General features: G+C 31.8%; 18 protein-coding genes and 2 pseudogenes. 11 read left to right on the forward strand and 9 right to left on the reverse strand.

From position 1 onward, the window contains the following. Positions 1–935 precede the first annotated feature (935 nt). The 4 genes and pseudogenes from AC1Q7N_RS03425 to AC1Q7N_RS03440 form a co-directional block, all read right to left on the reverse strand. A pseudogene (locus tag AC1Q7N_RS03425) lies at positions 936–1,176 on the reverse strand (tyrosine-type recombinase/integrase); the annotation flags it as partial. A gap of 118 nt (positions 1,177–1,294) precedes the next feature. Then, positions 1,295–1,456, reverse strand: a complete 162-nt coding sequence (locus AC1Q7N_RS03430; RefSeq protein ID WP_002489086.1) for a hypothetical protein — start codon at positions 1,454–1,456, stop codon at positions 1,295–1,297. Between the two features lie 55 nt (positions 1,457–1,511). Beyond that, positions 1,512–2,042 (reverse strand): hypothetical protein, encoded by a 531-nt coding sequence (locus tag AC1Q7N_RS03435; protein ID WP_145376523.1) that lies wholly within the window; start codon positions 2,040–2,042, stop codon positions 1,512–1,514. Positions 2,043–2,054: 12 nt separating this feature from the next. Further along, entirely contained in the window at positions 2,055–2,456 is a 402-nt protein-coding gene (locus AC1Q7N_RS03440; RefSeq protein WP_002470699.1) for a hypothetical protein, read from the reverse strand. 562 nt (positions 2,457–3,018) lie between these two features. On the opposite strand from AC1Q7N_RS03440, the pseudogene AC1Q7N_RS03445 reads away from it, so the two are divergent. Continuing rightward, a pseudogene (locus AC1Q7N_RS03445) lies at positions 3,019–3,483 on the forward strand (flavodoxin family protein); the annotation flags it as partial. 262 nt (positions 3,484–3,745) lie between these two features. On the opposite strand, the gene AC1Q7N_RS03450 reads toward AC1Q7N_RS03445, so the two are convergent. Continuing rightward, on the reverse strand, positions 3,746–3,880 hold the full coding sequence (locus AC1Q7N_RS03450; RefSeq protein ID WP_161375103.1) for a hypothetical protein: 135 nt from the start codon (positions 3,878–3,880) through the stop codon (positions 3,746–3,748). On the opposite strand from AC1Q7N_RS03450, the gene AC1Q7N_RS03455 reads away from it, so the two are divergent. From AC1Q7N_RS03455 to AC1Q7N_RS03465, 3 genes are all read left to right on the forward strand, one after another. Next, on the forward strand, positions 3,834–4,817 hold the full coding sequence (locus tag AC1Q7N_RS03455) for a PTS sugar transporter subunit IIC (RefSeq protein ID WP_224785162.1): 984 nt from the start codon (positions 3,834–3,836) through the stop codon (positions 4,815–4,817). The genes AC1Q7N_RS03450 and AC1Q7N_RS03455 overlap by 47 nt on opposite strands. A 514-nt stretch (positions 4,818–5,331) precedes the next feature. After that, complete coding sequence (locus AC1Q7N_RS03460; RefSeq protein WP_001829355.1) at positions 5,332–5,715, forward strand: VOC family protein; 384 nt, start codon at positions 5,332–5,334, stop codon at positions 5,713–5,715. Between the two features lie 170 nt (positions 5,716–5,885). Then, positions 5,886–7,088 carry a GTP-binding protein gene (locus tag AC1Q7N_RS03465; RefSeq protein WP_492712797.1) on the forward strand — a complete coding sequence of 401 codons (1,203 nt, stop codon included), beginning with the start codon at positions 5,886–5,888 and terminating at the stop codon, positions 7,086–7,088. A gap of 238 nt (positions 7,089–7,326) precedes the next feature. Here AC1Q7N_RS03465 and AC1Q7N_RS03470 read toward each other — a convergent pair whose 3' ends face one another. The 3 genes from AC1Q7N_RS03470 to AC1Q7N_RS03480 all read right to left on the reverse strand — a co-directional run bounded on the left by AC1Q7N_RS03470 (position 7,327) and on the right by AC1Q7N_RS03480 (position 8,065). Then, positions 7,327–7,590 carry a hypothetical protein gene (locus tag AC1Q7N_RS03470; protein WP_001832458.1) on the reverse strand — a complete coding sequence of 88 codons (264 nt, stop codon included), beginning with the start codon at positions 7,588–7,590 and terminating at the stop codon, positions 7,327–7,329. 244 nt (positions 7,591–7,834) lie between these two features. Next, positions 7,835–7,906 carry a phenol-soluble modulin PSM-delta gene (locus AC1Q7N_RS03475; RefSeq protein ID WP_087587975.1) on the reverse strand — a complete coding sequence of 24 codons (72 nt, stop codon included), beginning with the start codon at positions 7,904–7,906 and terminating at the stop codon, positions 7,835–7,837. Positions 7,907–7,996: 90 nt separating this feature from the next. Continuing rightward, positions 7,997–8,065 (reverse strand): alpha-1/alpha-2 family phenol-soluble modulin, encoded by a 69-nt coding sequence (locus AC1Q7N_RS03480; protein ID WP_096824640.1) that lies wholly within the window; start codon positions 8,063–8,065, stop codon positions 7,997–7,999. A gap of 595 nt (positions 8,066–8,660) precedes the next feature. Here AC1Q7N_RS03480 and AC1Q7N_RS03485 point away from each other — a divergent pair. The 3 genes from AC1Q7N_RS03485 (at position 8,661) to AC1Q7N_RS03495 (ending at position 13,217) form a co-directional block, all read left to right on the forward strand. Next, positions 8,661–10,157: an NADH dehydrogenase subunit 5 gene (locus tag AC1Q7N_RS03485; protein WP_002437143.1), complete on the forward strand. Its 1,497-nt coding sequence runs from the start codon at positions 8,661–8,663 to the stop codon at positions 10,155–10,157. Positions 10,158–10,174: 17 nt separating this feature from the next. Continuing rightward, entirely contained in the window at positions 10,175–12,736 is a 2,562-nt protein-coding gene (locus AC1Q7N_RS03490; RefSeq protein WP_145376525.1) for a DUF2309 domain-containing protein, read from the forward strand. 112 nt (positions 12,737–12,848) lie between these two features. After that, complete coding sequence (locus tag AC1Q7N_RS03495; RefSeq protein ID WP_001829349.1) at positions 12,849–13,217, forward strand: Na-translocating system protein MpsC family protein; 369 nt, start codon at positions 12,849–12,851, stop codon at positions 13,215–13,217. Between the two features lie 41 nt (positions 13,218–13,258). On the opposite strand, the gene AC1Q7N_RS03500 is transcribed toward AC1Q7N_RS03495, so the two are convergent. Beyond that, positions 13,259–13,507, reverse strand: a complete 249-nt coding sequence (locus tag AC1Q7N_RS03500) for a hypothetical protein (protein WP_001829374.1) — start codon at positions 13,505–13,507, stop codon at positions 13,259–13,261. A 251-nt stretch (positions 13,508–13,758) separates the two neighbouring features. On the opposite strand from AC1Q7N_RS03500, the gene AC1Q7N_RS03505 reads away from it, so the two are divergent. From AC1Q7N_RS03505 to AC1Q7N_RS03520, 4 genes are all read left to right on the forward strand, one after another. Continuing rightward, positions 13,759–14,430: a phosphatase PAP2 family protein gene (locus AC1Q7N_RS03505; protein ID WP_001829381.1), complete on the forward strand. Its 672-nt coding sequence runs from the start codon at positions 13,759–13,761 to the stop codon at positions 14,428–14,430. Between the two features lie 106 nt (positions 14,431–14,536). Further along, positions 14,537–15,265: an alpha/beta hydrolase gene (locus AC1Q7N_RS03510; RefSeq protein ID WP_002456834.1), complete on the forward strand. Its 729-nt coding sequence runs from the start codon at positions 14,537–14,539 to the stop codon at positions 15,263–15,265. Between the two features lie 14 nt (positions 15,266–15,279). Further along, complete coding sequence (locus AC1Q7N_RS03515) at positions 15,280–15,522, forward strand: hypothetical protein (RefSeq protein WP_001829367.1); 243 nt, start codon at positions 15,280–15,282, stop codon at positions 15,520–15,522. A 144-nt stretch (positions 15,523–15,666) separates the two neighbouring features. Next, positions 15,667–16,995, forward strand: coding sequence for a sodium-dependent transporter (locus AC1Q7N_RS03520; protein WP_001829393.1), 1,329 nt, complete (start codon positions 15,667–15,669; stop codon positions 16,993–16,995). Positions 16,996–17,149: the final 154 nt, after the last annotated feature.

Here is a 17,149-nt window from a genome sequence, read left to right on the forward strand (position 1 = left end):
AGCTTGTTGATTTAGCAATGTGGTTAAAGGTTTTGTGTTTTGTTGATACCTTAAATAAATAGACAGATTACTAAATTGGAATTTTTAAATGATTTCTTTAATGTTTAAAAAAGGATTAAGTGGTATAATTAACTAGTAATAACCTTTATATATTTAGCCAATGGCATTAGCTCGAGGTAGTTGCTAGCACTCATTCTGACCTTTTAGCATCTATAATTTTAATTATAATCTTGTTAGGAGTGGTAAAGATGAGCGATAGTAAAACTCTCAGACAAATATGTACACCAATTTTACAAAACAGTATTAGTGATTGTTTTGAGTGCATAGCCTCTGCCTTTAGCTAAGTATATAAAGGATTACACACACACACACGGACAAGTTAAATATTTCATTTTAAACGCCACTTACTAAGTGGCGTTTTTATTTTGAATACGTTAATTAAAAATTAATAGCAATCTATAAAAAAGAAGTACCTATAAAACTCTAATATGACAACGTATATCAATAGTCGAAAACACATGTGAAAAATACATATCATCGAGTGGGAATAATAGCATAGAATAATGAAAACCCTTAGGCATAGGCTTAAGGGGTTGTTTTTGTACTTCTGAAGTTGGAAAAGACGGTGTGTGAAGTTTGTTTTTATTTGAACGCAAAAAATAGAGATAACCATATAGATTATCTCGCTACCAGGATATATCATTTAAATAATAAAACATAGATAATCCCCATAACTGCACTGAATATAAACATCATCCAAATTAAATGTGGATTAAATCTCCAATCTTTTGAATGAGTTTTAGTTATTTTCTTTGCATACCATAAATCGATTACTTCTAGTAAAGCACAAAATAAACCACATAATAAAGGATATATAACAAAATTTATTTAAAAATCCTATCTTTATTAATAAGTTATTATGTATCTTTTCTAATTTATTCAGTAACATGCCTATATATTTGTAGGATAGTTTTATGGTCTGTATGACCTACACGATTCATAATTGTACTTAGTAATGTGTCTAACTGTGATAATAATGATATGTGACTATGACACATTAGTATGGCTCGTTATATGCTTTTCAATACCTACATTCTTTGCACCAATTTGTAAATTTCTATTGATTGATGTAATTGATAGGGGGCTTCCTCTATGGTTAGTGAATATAAAATCTCTATGTAACAATAGATTGTTTAAATCAGGATGTTAATTTGTATCTTTCAAACCACTCATCAAATGCTCATGGAATGTTAGTGACTTAAGTATAGTAGGGTCTTATAGTTTAATTTTTCTTCTATACGCTCATCTTATTTAAGCGTTTCTGAGCCACTTTTTGTAACTGCTTATCATTTCTAAATACCATGCTAACACGTCGCCAATTGTTTGTGAGTGAATCTTTATACTTCTCATAATAGCGATATTTAGTTTCACCATGTTTATTTGGTGAATTTCTCATGCCACGAGTTTACCCTCCCTAAATAAAAAGGGTAGACGTGCTACCCAATTATTTATTATTCTTCATAATCTTTAGGATCATACTCATAACCATACTTTTGCGCGTTCTGTTTACGTAGCTCCTCTTTTTCTGATTGAGTAGCGTTATTCCATTCCTCTTGTTCTTTAATCCATTCATCTGGTTCTTCGTTTTGAGATTCCGAAGCTTCATTTACATCTTCTGGATCAATCAAACCAAAATCTGTACCTCCGGGAATGTTTTGTTTATCCCATTCATATATCTCTTCTTTTGTAGGTTCATGATTATCAGACTGTTGTGCTTGTTGATTAGCTTGTTGCGTTTGTTGTTGAGATTGAACCTGTTCATTTGTAGCAGATTCTTGCATTGACTTGTTATTCTTTTTTTCTTGAGATTTCTTTTGTTCTCCAGACTTTTTATCCTCATTAGTTTTTTTGTCTTTTTTATCGTCAGATTTCTTTTCAGTAGTAATTTCTGACTTTTTATTTTCATCTTCCTTAGTGTCGTCTTGGCCACAAGCACTTAACACTAGTGCAGCAGCAAATAATGTACATAATAATTTTTTCATATGTATTCTCCTTTAATTTAATGCCTCATTCATAGCTTTTTTATACTTTTCAAATACATGATCGTCAATGTCGCCATTCATTTGAATTAAAAATTTATCTTTAGTGTATACATGTGAATAGAACGTAGCACTGGATTTACCCAATTCTTCATAATACTTTTTCATTTCTTTTAGGTCATCTTCATTTTTAAATTTTAAAATACGTGCATTCTTATCTTCTGAAACAGTAAATATTTTAGCATTTTCAGTTTTCATTGGTGCCATACCAAAATCTTCACGGTCCATTTTTCGTAAGTTTTCGACACTTAAACCTTCTTTTTTAAATTTGCTTGTAATATCACTGATTTCATAATTCTTACCACATGCAGCTAGCACTAATAAACTACTTAATAAAAATATAAAAAACTTTTTCATTTTATAAGTAACTCCTTTTTTTACTACCTTTTATATTCATTTTTCTATGGTGTATTAGATATTGTTCGATAGAACCACCACCTTAATTGATGAATTAACTTTCATTAATGAATAGTTATCGTGTGTAAGTGTCTTTTATTTTATCTTATATCTTTAAGAGATTGGATACTGTTATGATTGGCAAATAATTTTAATTGGTTTTCATTTTAGGATAATGTCTTTTCTGAACTCACTTAATTGTTCAATATTATTATTTAAATAAATTTCTTCTTGCTTTAATATACTATTGAAAATTGAAGTGATAATTTCTGTTATCATAATTTTAACTTACCCTTATAATAATACACCATTTAAAATTTTTTTGTTTAAATTGTCATAACTAGTATTGAATAATTATATATTTTTTAATTCTTTAATATAGATTTTACTATCTTCAACAGATATAAACTCACTTAGCATGATCTTGATTTTTTATTTATGTCTTTTTAGGTCTAGTTCAACTACTTAACTTTGGATTTTTAAAACCTATTGATAATAATAAAATGTTCTAATTGATGGAAAGTTTATAAATTTATACCAAAGTAACATTGAAAAGGTTAATGATAATCGTCATAGCAATGAAACTAGCATTCATAATGATGATTATAAAAAAATTTTAAATAAAGTTTTAAAATCAGATATTATAATTTTCTCAACGCCTCTCTATTGGTATTCCATGAGTGCGTCTTTAAAACTCTTTATTGATAGATGGACTGAATCATTGCGAGATACGCAAATAGATAACTTCAAAGAAATTATGTCACAAAAAAAGTACTTAATTTTAATCATAGGCGGTGACAGTCCACGTATTAAAGCACAACCTTTAGTCCACCAATTTAAATTAATATTTGAATTTATGAATATTACTCATTTTAGATTTTTAATAGGCGAAGGTAATAAACCATTCGATGTTTTAAATGACTCACAATTTATGGAAGAACTCGCAAATACAAATCTTGCTTTGAAAAAAGGTGATATTTATGATTGATTTATTAAAAATTTAAATTGTTCTTTTTAGAGAACTGAATTCATCAAAATCACGATTGTGTATCGTTTCAATCATTTCATTAATATGTCGTGGAGGATTAATTTGAGGAATTCTAATAAAAGTCTCCATTGGTAGAGTAAGTTGAAGCTTGTTACAATGTTTTACTATTTAACTTTATTTAATTTAATAAATATTTTCTATTTTTTAAAAAATTCTCCTCAAAGGTATATTTTTTTGGTACTATGTATTTTATAGTTGTTTTCTAAAAAATCAGAAAATTATAAGTGTTATGGGGAGTGTTTGATATGGATTTGCTTATAGGTACTTTATTTTTAATTTTAGTTTTAGTTATTTTTACTCTATTTACATACAAAGCACCTAGTGGGATGAGGGCGATGGGAGCTTTAGCGAATGCGGCGATTGCATCGTTTTTAGTTGAAGCTTTCAATAAATATGTGGGTGGTCAAGTATTTGGGATTAAATTCTTAGAAGAACTGGGAGATGCTGCTGGAGGTTTAGGTGGTGTGGCTGCGGCTGGATTAACTGCATTAGCGATTGGGGTATCTCCAGTTTATGCACTAGTTATTGGGGCAGCTTGTGGAGGTATGGACTTGTTACCAGGATTTTTCGCTGGGTATATTGTAGGCTACATGATGAAGTATACCGAGAAATATGTGCCAGACGGTATTGATTTAATTGGTTCAATCATTCTTCTCGCACCTATAGCTAGGTTAATTGCTACTGGATTGACGCCAGTGGTTAATAACACGTTAATTAAAATTGGGGATATTATACAAAGTAGTACAGATGCTAACCCGTTGATTATGGGAATTGTATTGGGAGGTATTATTACAGTAGTAGGTACTGCTCCATTAAGTTCAATGGCTCTCACTGCATTGCTTGGTTTAACGGGTGCGCCTATGGCTATAGGTGCCATGGCCGCATTTAGTTCCGCGTTTATGAATAGTGCATTGTTCCATCGTTTGAAATTGGGAGACCGTAAATCAACCATTTCAGTCGGAATCGAACCGCTTTCTCAAGCTGATATTGTTTCCGCTAATCCTATTCCTATTTATGTCACTAATTTCTTTGGTGGGGCAATTGCCGGTATTATAATTGCTTGGTCAGGTATGATTAATAATGCAACTGGCACTGCTACACCTATTGCAGGTTTTTTAGTGATGTTTGGTTTTAATAGTTTAACGAAAGTGATTATCTATGGTGTGGTTATGGCGATTATAGGAACTATTGCTGGTATTGTAGGGTCTATTGTTTTCAAAAAGTACCCCATTATTACTAAAAAGCAAATGTTAGAACGGGACACAACGACATAACTGAGTATACAATGATGAGCGCTAGGACTAGGCGATTTGAAAATTGATCAAAGTCATAAATGATTTCACGATTATGTGAATACATAAAATGAACAGAATATTTTCTATTCAAAGTTGGAGAAAATATTTTTGTTAATATGTATGCGTGCAACTCTTAAATATTAGGAGAAATGTGGTTGAACAAAATAATATCACACCATTTATTTGACACTTGAGTATGAAAAATATACAGTTAGGCAAATTTAGTATGTTGAAGCATAAACGTTTTATAATAAAAGTGTTAAAAAAGTATTGAGAGGATATGTAGATTATGAACGATTCAATTCAATTCGTAATACAATTTCTCAACTTTTTAAATAGTGTGCTAGTCAACGGTGAACCTAAAATATAGAAAAGTAGCCACTCCATTGAGGAGTGGTTTTATTGTATTAATTTGCAATAATCCCGAAAATGATTAGTTTAAATTGATGAAAGTGTGTCTAAATGTGTTAATAAATAAAAAAAGGAGGAAATTATGAAAAATGTAAGCCCATTTATTTACGTTAAGGACGTAGATAAATCTTTATGTTATTACAAAGATGTATTTAATGCTCAAACAGAAATACTTATGGGTAAAGATGGTCGAACTTATCATGCCCAACTTATTATTGGTGATGAAACGTTCGTACATTTCTCCGATACGTTTCATAAGCATCCCGTTTCTAAAAATCCTCATCTTATTATTGAATGTGATTCATTAGAAGAGTTGGAGCGTGTCTATAAAAGGTTAATTGATGATGGTGGTCATGCTAAAGTGAAACTCAATAAAACTTTTTTTAATGCCTATCATGCAGAGGTAAAAGACCGTCTCAATGGTATCATTTGGGTATTTAATTACTTTTTAGATGAACATATATAATTGTAATAGTTTAATCTTAGTTAGTTGGAAATTTATAATGATTCCAACTAGCTTTTTTTATTTAATCACGTTTATTCAATTTTTAAAAAATTGAGTATTGATAAAAGAAGGAACTTTCTATAGAATGTAAAACGTAATAATTACTATTTACAAAAGAGAGGGTTCTTGAAATGGCGAAAATACCTGTAACTGTATTAAGTGGATATTTAGGGTCGGGCAAAACGACATTGCTTAATCATATATTAAAAAATAGAGAAGGGCGACGCATTGCTGTCATAGTCAATGATATGAGTGAAGTTAATATTGATAAGGATTTAGTAGCACAAGGTGGCGGCTTATCTAGAACAGATGAGAAATTAGTAGAACTTTCTAATGGATGCATATGTTGTACTTTAAGAGACGATTTGTTACGAGAAGTCGAGCGCTTAGTTCACAAAGGGGGTATCGATCAAATTGTAATTGAATCAACTGGGATATCTGAGCCTGTACCAGTAGCTCAAACGTTCTCATACATAGATGAAGAATTAGGTATTGATTTAACCTCTATATGTCGATTAGATACAATGGTGACGGTTGTAGATGCGAATCGCTTTGTTAATGATATTCGTAGTGAAGATTTATTGGCAGACCGTGATGAAAGTGTTGATGATGAAGATGAGCGTACTATTGCTGACTTACTCATTGATCAAGTAGAATTTTGTGATGTGATGATTATCAATAAAATCGATTTGATTAGCGACGAAGCTTTAGAAAAATTAGAAAATGTATTACGTGCATTGCAACCCGAAGCTAAAATTATTAAAACAGTAAATGCTAAAGTGGAATTATCAGATGTACTTAATACGCAATTATTTGATTTTGAGAAGGCAAGTGAATCAGCTGGATGGATCAAAGAATTAACAGCTGGAGGACATGCGACACATACGCCGGAAACAGAAGAGTATGGGATTACATCATTTGCTTATACTAGACGATTACCATTTCATGCAAAAAGATTTCATCAATGGCTAGAACAAATGCCAGAAAATATTGTAAGAACAAAAGGGATTGTATGGTTAGCGCAGTATAATGATGTAGCGTGTTTGTTATCACAGGCTGGTTCATCTTGTAATATTCACCCCGTTACATACTGGGTGGCAACAATGAGTGAAAGTCAACAGCAAGCTATTTTGGAGGCGCGTCAAGATGTAGTAGAAGATTGGGATATCGAATATGGAGATCGTCAAACGCAATTTATAATTATTGGTACGGATTTAGATCAAGAAAAAATTTCCCGGGAATTAGATGCATGCTTAATTCATAGTAGTGAGATTGATGAAGATTGGCGATTACTAGATAGTCCGTATCAATGGACTTATGATCGACGAATGTAATTGTTTGATTCTGTACTTTAAATGAAAATGTAATATGAATGAATATACTGTGCTGTTTCACGTGAAAAATAAAATAGGCAAGTGCCTCTGAATTCAGAGACGCTTGCCCGCTTAAATAATGAAATCTAAAATATTAATATCGACGTATTTTCAAAATCAGTTATTAGTTGCAAAAAATTTCTATGGCCGAAGGTGTGATATGAGTCGTGCCTAACTATTTTGCAGTTGAAAATAACATTTAAACGATTGCAAATGGTGTGGTAAAGATAAGTAAGGCAAAAAAGTTAATAAAAAATAGGATGATGTTTAACGTCTTATTACCTTTAAACATTGCTATGATATTAATAATAATTGAGATAACAAAGATAATTGCTCCTGGGAAATACCAAAAGTTAAAGTCAGTGTTGTTATAGATGTTCGTAAACATGGTTGTAAAACATATAAAAATGCTAATGAGTGTGACAATAATTGATAATAAACTGGAAATTGAACACTTCTTCATTTTGTCCTTCCTTTCGATGTCGTTATTTATCAAATGAATCAATAGTCATCGTTTTTTCAACAAACGTGATACTGTGTATACCATTATAAGTAAAAATATATTCATTACAATAGTTTATTTTGAAAAGTTATCCAATAATGAAGAGAAGTAAATGTTGGATGTTTAAAGGAGTTTAAACGAGCTGAAAATAAATAGACATAAAAAAACCACCATCGTAAAAGATGGTGGTTATGTAGAATGTAGACTATTTTTTGAATTTTTTAACGATGTCTACGATAGTTTTAACGACTTCGATGATAGTTGATACGATGCTCATGTTCATGACCTCCTTTCAAAAGGGAAATGTATTTAGAGATGGTTGTTGAATATTCAAAAGCTAACTTATAAAATACGTAACTTTTAAATATTATTTTTGAGTAAATTGATCAATTAAGCCTTTAACAATTTCAACAATTTTAGCGATTACATCTGCCATTTAAATGACCTCCCTTACTAATTTGTTATCTATAGTGTAACTGGAATTTGAATTAAATATGTGCATAGTCCCTAAATTAAAATATCAATGTCTTAAGTGAATGATTCATGTTTTTCACTCAACAGTGAGTTATTCCTAAGTGTTATTTTGTCTTTATACTGTTTACATAAGCTTTACAAAAGGATCTTTGAGTAATTAAGCTTTCAATAATCATTATTATATGATTAATTGAGTCTTATTTTGAGAAGCGTAACCATTGACACTCTTGCTCATTTAAAATATATTAATAGTATTATTCGAAAAGGTAATAACTAAGTCTTGCTTTAGCAATTTTAGGTTGAATAACCTTGATTGATAAAGGGGAAAGAGTTCTTACTTTACTACAAAATGATATAGGCAGCTTATTTAAATAAAGTGTACGATTTATTTATACTCCGTAAGATTTATATACATATTGAGGATAAAAGTGCGAAACACTTGAGTTAAATTGAAGCCTACAATAGTTTAAATTCTTTCATTATGACATATATGAAAGGTTAGCTATTGTAGGCTTTTTATTATTGTTTTAGATATTTTTTGAGATGGAGGATACGCAATGTTAAGTTCAGAGTTAATTTTGTTTATGTTTTTTATTACACTTGTCATTGCTATACTGAGTGGATTAATATTTTTGAATCATCGAGTTCCCATTCAATATATTAAATTTCATATATATTTACTTGTTTTACCTATCATTACGGGATTAAGTGGATTAATATTTTTCGGTGAAAGGGCGAATGTTGGACCTTTTGTAGTTGATCATCTTACTTGGTTAATGATGACATTTATTTTGACTTTAGGCTTTATCATTCAAAAGTTTTCTATGCGTTATTTAATTGGCGACATGCATTACCGTAAATATTTTCCGTTTTTTACATTAATTACTGCATTTGCTTCATTGGCATGGTTAAGTGGAGACTTAAGGTTAATGACCATGTTTTGGGGTGCAACATTATTTGTGTTAACACGGCTCATTAAAGTTAACAAATTATGGAAGGTGCCTAGGGAAGCAGCAAGAATTTCAGCTTGGTCATTTATATTGGCATGGTTGTCGTTATTGATTGCTGTCATTTTATTGTATATCGCTACAGGAGATTGGTATATTTATTCGAATATGTCAGATGATAATGCAATCAATTATGGAATGCGTCTCTGTATCAATTTACTTATTGTTTTAGCTGTGATTATTCCGGCGGCACAATTTCCATTTCAAGGCTGGCTTATTGAATCTGTAGCTGCGCCTACGCCAGTTTCAGCTATTATGCACGCTGGTATTGTTAATGCTGGTGGCGTTATTCTTACACGCTTTTCTCCGGTATTTAATGACGAAATAGCCATTTCACTGTTATTAATTATTGCAAGTATTTCAGTATTGTTGGGTTCTGGAATCAGTCTTGTGCATGTTGATTACAAGAGACAACTTGTAGGTTCTACGATAAGTCAAATGGGTTTTATGTTAGTACAATGTGCGCTTGGGGCATATTCTGCGGCGATAGTACATTTAATATTGCATGGTGTGTTTAAAGCGACATTATTTCTACAATCGGGTTCTGTTGTTAAAAGATTTAACATTCCTACGCCTCCATCTGTTAAAAAATCATATGGCTGGCTTGTATTTGGTCGTCTACTAGCTATTCTTATAGCGATAATATTTTGGTTGAATAGTGATAGACATGCATATGATGTATTAAGCGCTCTTATATTAGCTTGGTCGTTAATGGTGTCATGGAATCAATTAGTTGCTTTTAGTCATGGACTCATCGGAAGAGTCATCGGAGTATGTATGATTATTGTTGTAGCAATTGTTTATATTATTACGCATCATTATTTCTTCACGACATTAAGTAACGTTGATATTCATATTGTTTCACCACCACTCATAAGTATTATTCTATCGATTGCTATTATAGTTTTCGGCAGTATGTTAAGCATATGGGTATCACGGCGAAGAGAATCAAAGGCATTTGCGAAGTTATACTTGTGGCTTATTAAAGTAGGAGAGGCTAAAACCCAATCTATAGAAAGTCATCCATCATATTTAAAACGATTTTAGTAAAGGAGGATAGAATTATGCTTCAATCAGATATCAATGAATTAGTCAATCAGGCTAAACGTGTAATTACACCTTTATCACCGATTTCAACATTTGCTGCCCGTAATCCGTGGGAGGGGCTAGAAGATGCTTCGTTTGATCAAGTGGCACGTTGGTTAAAAAGTGTGAGGGATATTGACATTTATCCTAATGCGTCTACTATTCACAGAGCGATTAGTAATAAAGAAATAGATTTAAAAGTATTTGAAGAACGGTTGGATGAAAATCGTGCGCATTATAATAATAGGTCACTATCTGACAGTGATATCAACACATATATTCAAAGAGCGAAAAATTTAAAAACGATTGAAGAAGGTTACTTTAATACAAAAGATAACGAGAAACTGGAAAAATGGGTACAAACTAATTTTAAGGATTATAAGAAAAAAGAAGATGTGATAGCGCAAAGTGCTAGTGTTTTCACAAAGGAAGGTACACGACTTATTGATATTTTAAATGCTCATATGATTAAGTGGTCTAAATTATATGTTGATGACTTTCAATCAAGTTGGACTATGCCAAAAAGAGAAAAAGGATTCTATCATGCCTGGCAACGTTTAGTTAAACATGATCCATTATTCACAAAAAAACAACGACTTACTTTAGCACATTTGCCAAATCAAGCAACCGAAGCAATAGAGTACGCCTTTCAAGAATTAGGAGTAAAAGAAGAACATCGACAATCATATATTGAGAGTCATTTATTATCTTTACCAGGTTGGGCAGGAATCATGTATCATCGGTCACAGACACAAAGTAATGATGCGTACTTATTAACAGACTATGTTGCGATTCGTCTATCAATTGAGATGGTACTTTTAAATGACCACCATACAACATTATTAAAAAAATCTATATATCTTCAAAAAAAGTTAGAGCAAATACGTTATTTGCTATTTAACATACAAATGAATGTTGAGCAGTGGTTAAATCTATCATCTAAAAAGCAACAAGCATACATTGAATTGGGGACACGATTCAGCCCGTTTTATTTTAAAAAGTTATGGTTAGATGCATGGGAAGAAACGCATGAACGTCGATTGGTTGATGAAATTTATCGTGTTCCAACCGAAGATACTGATCAAGCAAAAGTACAACTTGCGTTTTGTATTGATGTACGATCCGAACCGTTTAGAAGACATTTAGAAAGTGAAGGGCCTTTTGAAACAATAGGGATTGCTGGGTTCTTTGGTCTGCCAATTCAAAAAGAAGTACTTGATGAACAATTTGCACATCCATCTTTACCAGTGATGGTAGAACCTGCATATCGTATTAAAGAATATGCTGATCAACATGAAATGAAAATTTATAATCAACAACAACATACACTTACATCTATGTTTTACAACTTTAAATTAATGAAAAACAACGTGTTGCCAAGTTTGCTTTTACCAGAATTAAGTGGTCCTTTTTTAAGTATTGCGACTATAGCTAACACAATTTTCCCTAAAAAAGCAAAACGTATTGTTCATCGATTCTCACAAAAATGGCTACGTAAACCAACAGGTAAATTAACTATTCAGCGTGAGCAAGATGCGTATTCAAAACTACCAATCGGCTTTACTTTAGAAGAACAGATTCAATTTTCCAAAAAAGCATTACAATTAATGGACTTAACAGATGATTTTGCACCACTTATTGTTCTATGCGGACACGGTAGTGAATCACATAATAATCCCTATCATGCTTCATTAGAATGTGGGGCTTGCGGCGGTGCCTCGAGTGGGTTCAATGCGAAATTATTAGCAGTAATGTGTAATCAAGAAAATGTTAGACGTGGATTATTGATGGAAGGAATCGACATTCCAAGACATACAGTGTTTATAGCTGCTGAACATCAAACGTCAGTTGATGAGTTAGAGTATATTTATGTTCCACCTTTAACTACAGAAGCTCAAAATGCCTTTGACGAACTTAAGCATGTGATGCCAAAAGTATGTTATAAAGCCAATTTAGAACGTTTGGCATCGTTGCCAAATATAAAAAACACTGACCATAATCCTAATGCTGAAGCGCATCGTCACGCTAGCGATTGGAGTGAAGTTCGTCCAGAATGGGGTCTAGCACGAAATGCTGAATTCATTATTGGGAAACGTCAAATCACCCAAAATAGTAATCTAGAGGGACGGGCATTTCTTCATAATTATGATTGGACAAAGGATGAAGACGGTGAGATTTTAAATACAATTATTTCTGGGCCAGCACTAGTAGCCCAATGGATTAATTTACAATACTACGCCTCAACCGTGGCACCTCACTATTATGGAAGCGGTAGTAAAACAACGCAAACTGTAACAAGTGGTGTAGGTGTCATGCAAGGAAATGCTAGTGATTTAATGTATGGCTTACCATGGCAGTCAGTAATGATGAATGACAAAGAGGCGTATCACGCACCTATTAGGCTTTTAATTGTTATTCAAGCGCCAGATGCATATATTCAACGTTTGTTAAAACATCATAATCACTTTAGACAAAAGGTTGATCATCAATGGATAAGACTTGCCAGTATTGATGAAAATAATAGTTGGAAAGACTGGTAGGAAATACTCGGTGAGATTAACAATTAAAGATTCATTAGAAGAAATTAAGTTTTTTGATTATTTCGGTTTAATGTTAAACTATAAGTAATCAAGAAATAGGAGTCGTCCAGTTATGAAAAAGACGAAAGGTATTTATGAATCTGAAATTAGTAAAGCCATTACACAATGGGAGAAAGATTTTTTAGGAAGAGGTTCTTTGTCTGTAAAAACAGATATTCTTCGTGATATGGTTATTGTTAGTTTACAAGGTATTTTGACACCTGCTGAATATCGCGTGTGTAAAACGAATGAAGGGCTTTTAAATATTAAACGTACACGTTCTGAACTTGTAGAGTCTGGTGAAGAGGACTTGAGTCGCATTATTAAAGATTTGACTGGACTTAATGTGAAAAGTTTTCATAGTGATTTAAGTACTATTACCGGTGAACGCGTAATGATTTTTAAGTTGGAAGATCGTTTTGATAAAGCATTACATGAGTAATAAATTATTTAACGGTACTATCTTTAATAGATAGTGCTGTTTTATTTTAAATGCAAAAAGTCATTAAAGAAGATGAATAGACGATAACCTATACCCATTAAATTTGGAATCATAATCATAGTAGCGATGAGTTTATCTGATTTAAAGCCAATGATACATAAAATAATTGGAATTATGTAAAGAATAAACAACCATACTAACAACGTATCAAAGTCTGGATGTAATGGAATAAAAAAACGAATTAAGGTAATAAGGAGCGCAATATAAATCAATATTTTTTTAGTAAACAATGTGTCGCCTCCTCATTAAAATTATATTTTATGTTAAATCACATTATACATTATTGTATATGTAATGAGTATGATATTTTGTAGACATTTAAAGTATTCAAGTAAATGTTCTTTAAGTAAAATTAATGATAAAACACTGATATAGTGTAAAATGAGAAAGAATGAATATGTTTGAAGTGAGAAGACATATTACATATTCAAAAGAAGACATAATAACTTAAGTGAACCATATTAAAGAAATAGGTGTTGATATGAATTTTAAATATATGAATATAGCAAAAGGGATAATTCCAATTTTAATAAGCATGATTATTCTTTTAAGCTTTATCTCTACTCATGTGCTAGCGCAAAATCAGTGGTTGAGAATGGTTGATCTTAGCGTACAAGAGTGGTTTAGTAATCAATTTGGGGATCCCAATAGAGTGTTTGGACATGGTTTCATCAACAATATAATGACGTTTTGCGCTACCTTTGGTGATGTTAAGATCATTTTAATTGTGGCTACCATTATTGCAGTGCTACTCACGTTTTACAAGAAGGTTCCACAAGCAATATGGCTAATCATAACGATGACTAGTGGCGCATTGATTAATTATTTAATTAAGCAAACGATTGAAAGGTCAAGGCCCGAGAATCATTTAATTGTTGATACAGGATGGTCTTTTCCTAGTGGGCATTCTAATATTAATACATTATTCTTTTTAATGATTATGATCATTATTATCCCGTTAATCCGACAGCGTGCTTTTAAATTTATAATCACAATTTTAAGTATTGTATTTTGGATTAGCGTTTTAATAAGTAGACTGTATTTTCATGCACACTACTTTTCTGACGTTGTAGGAGGCGTAAGTTTAGCTATTATTTGGGTGTCGTTATTTATATTAGTGTCACCTTTATTAAATTTTTGGGGAGAAAAGTAAGTGAAAGTAGCACGAAAAATTTAAAAATATCATTTTTTAGACGGTCTTGAGAGTGCAGGGCGTCTATTTTATATCAACATCTACATAAATAGGAGTGAATGTAAAAATGAAAGTTAAATCACCACAATCAATCTACTTAAAAGGACATCGTCAACAAGCTGTATTGTTATTACATTCTTTTACGGGAACTGTACGTGATGTAAAACATTTAGCACAACAGTTGAATGAAGAGGGATTTACTTGTTACGTGCCTAGTTATCCAGGCCACGGTTTGCCGCTTAAGGAATTTACCCAACACAATATCAATGATTGGTGGGAACAAGTTACAGCAGCATATCAATTTTTAAGAAATGCAGGATACAGTAGAATTAATGTGACAGGCGTATCATTAGGCGGATTATTTACTTTAAGGTTAGCTGAACATTTTGATTTAGAACGTATAGCTGTGATGTCAGCCCCACATAAAAAGCGTGAAAGCGAGATTGCGTGGCGTCTTGAAAGGTATGGGCATCGAATGAATGAAATTTTGAGTTTAAGCGAAGAAGAGCGTCGTCACCAAATGGAAACCATCTTGTCTTATGATAAAGAAATTGAAGTGTTTCAAGGTGTAATTGATGAAATTATGGCTTATCTTGCAAATATTACAGTACCAGTGAATATTATGTATGGCGAAGAAGATGACCCATTATATGCTCAAAGTGCGCAATACATTTATGATAATGTAAATAGTCAAGATAAAGAACTGCTCAAATTTGAAAAAAGCGGTCATCTTATGACGTATGGCGATCATGCATACAGAGTAGAACAATCTATTATTCAATTTTTCAGTAAATAAAGGAGTGTAGAAATATGAAACGTACATTTTTATTAACTTATACAACCGTATCAGGAAAAACATATACGGAATTTAAAACATTTGAAAATGGTCCCGATTACGATACATGTGTATCACGAATTATAGATGAATTTGATGAATTGGCATACTTATATATTAAAAAAGATGTTGTACATTATATTAATGTTGATCACATTGAAAGTCTAGACATTGAAGAAGTGACAGAGGGACAACACATTACTTATGATTTTGAATAAAAATACAGCATCAATCCATAAATATCAAAAAATGTGTATCTCATTATTCTGACAATATATAGGTACATTGCACATAAAATAAACTCATGATAGAGTAGAACTTAAGCATTTTAACACTTTAGCGCTTTAAAGGGAGTTGGTAATTTGAGTGGTCATTCACAATGGAAGACGTCTACCGGTTTTATATTAGCTAGCGCAGGTTCTGCAATAGGATTGGGTGCAATGTGGAAGTTCCCATATATGGCAGGTATATACGGCGGTGGCGCTTTTCTATTAATGTTTTTAATTTTTACTATATTTGTAGGACTACCACTGTTAATTATGGAATTTACGGTAGGTAAAATGGGTCGTACATATACAACGCAAATATATAAGAAATTAACGGGAAAGAAATGGCTTAATATTATCGGATGGAATGGTAATTTAGCCGTATTTATACTATTTGGTTTTTATAGTGTTATTGGTGGTTGGATTATTATATATATAGGTTATGTCATAGCACAAATCATGGTTTTTAAATCAAGTACGCTGACAAATATTCAATTTGAAACAATCATTAGTAATCCATGGTTGACTGTTTTAGGTCAAGGCATATTTATTTTGATAACAATGGTAATTGTTATGTTAGGTGTTGAAAAAGGTTTAGAAAAAGCTTCTAAAATAATGATGCCTCTATTATTTATCTTTTTAATTATCGTTGTAGCACAATCTTTAACTTTAGAAGGTGCTTTAGAAGGTGTACGTTATATACTGCAACCTCGAGTTGAAGATATGTCTATTCAAGGTGTACTATTTGCGTTAGGACAATCGTTTTTTACGCTGTCCCTAGGTACAACCGGAATGATTACTTATGCAAGCTATGCACCTAAAAATATGACGATAAAGTCTTCAGCACTTTCAATTGTCGTAATGAATATTTTAATTTCTGTCTTGGCTGGATTAGCTATATTTCCTGCGCTTAAAACATTTGGTTACCAACCCCAAGAAGGCCCTGGCTTATTATTTAAGGTTTTACCACTAGTATTTAGCGAAATGACTTTTGGTACATTCTTTTACTTTATATTTTTACTATTATTCTTATTTGCGGCATTAACGTCTTCTATATCATTATTAGAGTTAAATGTATCTAATTTTACTAAAAATGATAATAGTAAAAGACAAAAAGTGGCAATCATAGGTAGTATACTTGTATTTATCATTAGTATCCCAGCAACATTATCTTTTAGTAGTCTAAGTCATTTGCGTTTTGGCGCTGGTACGATATTTGATAATATGGATTTTATTGTATCTAATATTCTTATGCCATTAGGGGCACTAGGAACAACATTAGTGGTTGGCCAATTACTAGATAAAAAATTATTAAAAGAAAGCTTTGGGAAAGACAAATTCAACCTATTTTTACCGTGGTATTATTTAATTAAGTTCATCATGCCTATTGTTATTATTTTAGTATTTATAGTTCAATTATTTTAAGTCATTGAGACGTTATTGATAAAACTAAAACAAACGGTCAATTCCATTTTTTAGTGGAGTTGACCGTTTTACTATATAAAGAATGTTATGTAGTTGATTCGAAATATCTAACACCATTAAACGAGCGAATGTTTAACTATGATCTTAAATTGTT

It is taken from the genome of Staphylococcus sp. GW823-FHT05F06, assembly GCF_058795495.1.